The sequence below is a fragment of the Methylacidimicrobium cyclopophantes genome (assembly GCF_902143385.2).
Classification (GTDB): domain Bacteria; phylum Verrucomicrobiota; class Verrucomicrobiia; order Methylacidiphilales; family Methylacidiphilaceae; genus Methylacidimicrobium; species Methylacidimicrobium cyclopophantes.
In genome coordinates this window covers 1-1,929 of record NZ_CABFUZ020000223.1, presented here as the reverse complement: position 1 = coordinate 1,929, position 1,929 = coordinate 1, and the positions used below count along the sequence as shown (strand labels likewise).

The window sequence follows — 1,929 nt, the reverse complement described above, 5'->3', positions numbered from 1 at the left end:
TTGGGCAGCCGAAGCTGCCCGAAGGAGTTCACGAGGGAGAGCTTCTCGGTGAGCTTCTCCCGAATCACAAGATCGGAGAGCAAGATCGCCGGGCAAAGAACGGGCTCTTGAACCACGATCTATCACCATAGGAAGGCTTGCTTCGAGAAGCAAGCCGTTCTCTTCCCGTAGGATCCGTCGCAAAGACAACTTCCGGCCCAGCGCCGGAGAACCCGCAGACTACGGCCGAAGAGCACCGGCGCCAGCATTCGCCTCCGTGCTTCCCTGTTCTCTTTTTGTCGCGAATTCCGTTTTGAGCTCTTTGTCCAATTGTTCTCGCAACGCCTTCCTCCGCCCCTCGGTCTCTTTCCAAAGCTGCCGGATCATCTCCTCTCGACGTTGCCAGTACTGCCGCTGAAAAGCCGCGCGCTGATCCTCGGAAAGCGTCAGCCCGAGCCGCTTCGCTTCGCGCTCGGCCGCGCGGACACGTTCTACCCGCATCCGGGCGATCCGCTCCAAAAGCCTTCCTTTTTGCTCGAGGTTCATCTTCTGGAACCGCGGCCACTTCTGGAGTTCCTCCAGCAGTCGGTCATCGGGAAGCTCCAAGAGCGGAACGATCTTCTGCCGCATCTCCCAACTTCCACCCTCCGGACCCTGCTCATTCGCGGCGGGATGATCGCCCGCACGCAAGCCGCCGTTTCCCAAGAGAATGCCCAGAGCCAGACAACCGGCTAGAACGAGTTCTCTTCTTCCCATAGAATCGTTGCTCCCATCTCCGAAGATTCCGGAGAGAGTTGGTCTTGCAGCCAGCCGACATCCTCGGCTGCCGGATTGGTCTCGATCGAGAAGGAGGCCGGATGGGTCACGCTGGTTGCTACTCTCTGTTTCTGGTTGCTCCACCAAAACGCGGCGCTTCCTCCGCCAACCATGAAGAGGACGGAGAGAGCGAAGGCCCGCCCGAGTCGCATCCAGCGCCTGCGCCGGATCTTCTCAACCGCGAGTCGCGCAAGCGTCCTCGAAGCGAGCGAGCCATCGGGCCCGGAAGGCCCCTGCTGCTTGAGGAATTCCCAGAGCGGTTCCAAGTCGTCCATGCACTAAGATCCAACCCTTTCTCGGCAACTTTGTTTCGCCGTTTTTTCCCTTGCGTTCCCATTTCTCCACCGCGATCGTCTCGCTGAGCCCTATCGGGCGCTTCCGCCCCGCTCTTGGCCGAGAGGCCGAAGAAAAAATTGCGACGGAATCGCCAGATCGATCACCTTCATGAAATTTTCGATCGTTCACGCAACCGAATACGAATATTCGGAGCCGGCGCTCCACTCCTTCAGCGAACTACGAGTGCATCCCCGCACCACCTCCCGCCAGGACGTGCTCTCCCATCGGACGGAAGTCGAACCCGCAATGCCGCTTCACAGCTTTACCGATTGTTTCGAGAACCTGGTCGAGTTCTTTTCGATCCCGTTTCGCCATCGCCGCCTCGTCATCACCGCTCACAGTCGGGTGCAAACGCGGCCTTTCGCCGATCCTCTTGCGCATTTGGCCGTCTCCGTCGAAAATGCCAGGACCGCATTCGCCGCCGAACGAGTCCGACTCTTCGATTTTTTGACCCCCTCTCGGTTTGTCTCCTTCTCCTCGGAAATCGAGGAGATGGCCGCGGAGCTCATCCGCCCTCCTGCGCCTTTCGGCGAGACCCTCCTCTCGGTGGGCCGAAGGGTGCACGACCTCCTCCGCTATGTTCCCGGAGCAACCGATGCGGCCACTCCCGTTTTGACCGCCCTCTCCCGACGCCAGGGCGTCTGCCAGGACTTCGCTCACCTCTCCTTGGCGATCTTCCGTTCGGGCGGCATTCCCGCTCGGTATGTCAGCGGCTACATCGAGCCTCTTCCCCCGCATGCGCTGCAGGAGAGCCCCGAAGCCGCCTCCCGATCGGTCGCGATGGCTCTCTCGAGCCAC

The 1,929-nt window shown here is 60.5% G+C and carries 3 protein-coding genes; 1 reads left to right on the top strand and 2 read right to left on the bottom strand.

What is annotated here, in order from left to right; translation table 11 throughout:
* Positions 1 to 219 precede the first annotated feature (219 nt).
* Together FN369_RS09425 and FN369_RS09420 are read right to left on the bottom strand one after the other, a co-directional pair.
* Entirely contained in the window at positions 220 to 735 is a 516-nt protein-coding gene (locus FN369_RS09425; RefSeq protein WP_142525900.1) for a hypothetical protein, read from the bottom strand.
* On the bottom strand, positions 711 to 1,070 hold the full coding sequence (locus FN369_RS09420; protein ID WP_142525899.1) for a hypothetical protein: 360 nt from the start codon (positions 1,068 to 1,070) through the stop codon (positions 711 to 713). The genes FN369_RS09425 and FN369_RS09420 overlap by 25 nt, the downstream gene beginning before the upstream one ends.
* A gap of 169 nt (positions 1,071 to 1,239) precedes the next feature.
* On the opposite strand from FN369_RS09420, the gene FN369_RS09415 reads away from it, so the two are divergent.
* A partial coding sequence (locus tag FN369_RS09415) for a transglutaminase family protein (protein ID WP_142525898.1) occupies positions 1,240 to 1,929 on the top strand: 690 nt, incomplete at its 3' end.

Bases quoted from the DNA above. Each gene is read 5' to 3' on its own strand.
- FN369_RS09425 (WP_142525900.1), bottom strand. From the start codon at position 735: ATGGGAAGAAGAGAACTCGTTCTAGCCGGTTGTCTGGCTCTGGGCATT.
- FN369_RS09420 (WP_142525899.1), bottom strand. From the start codon at position 1,070: ATGGACGACTTGGAACCGCTCTGGGAATTCCTCAAGCAGCAGGGGCCT.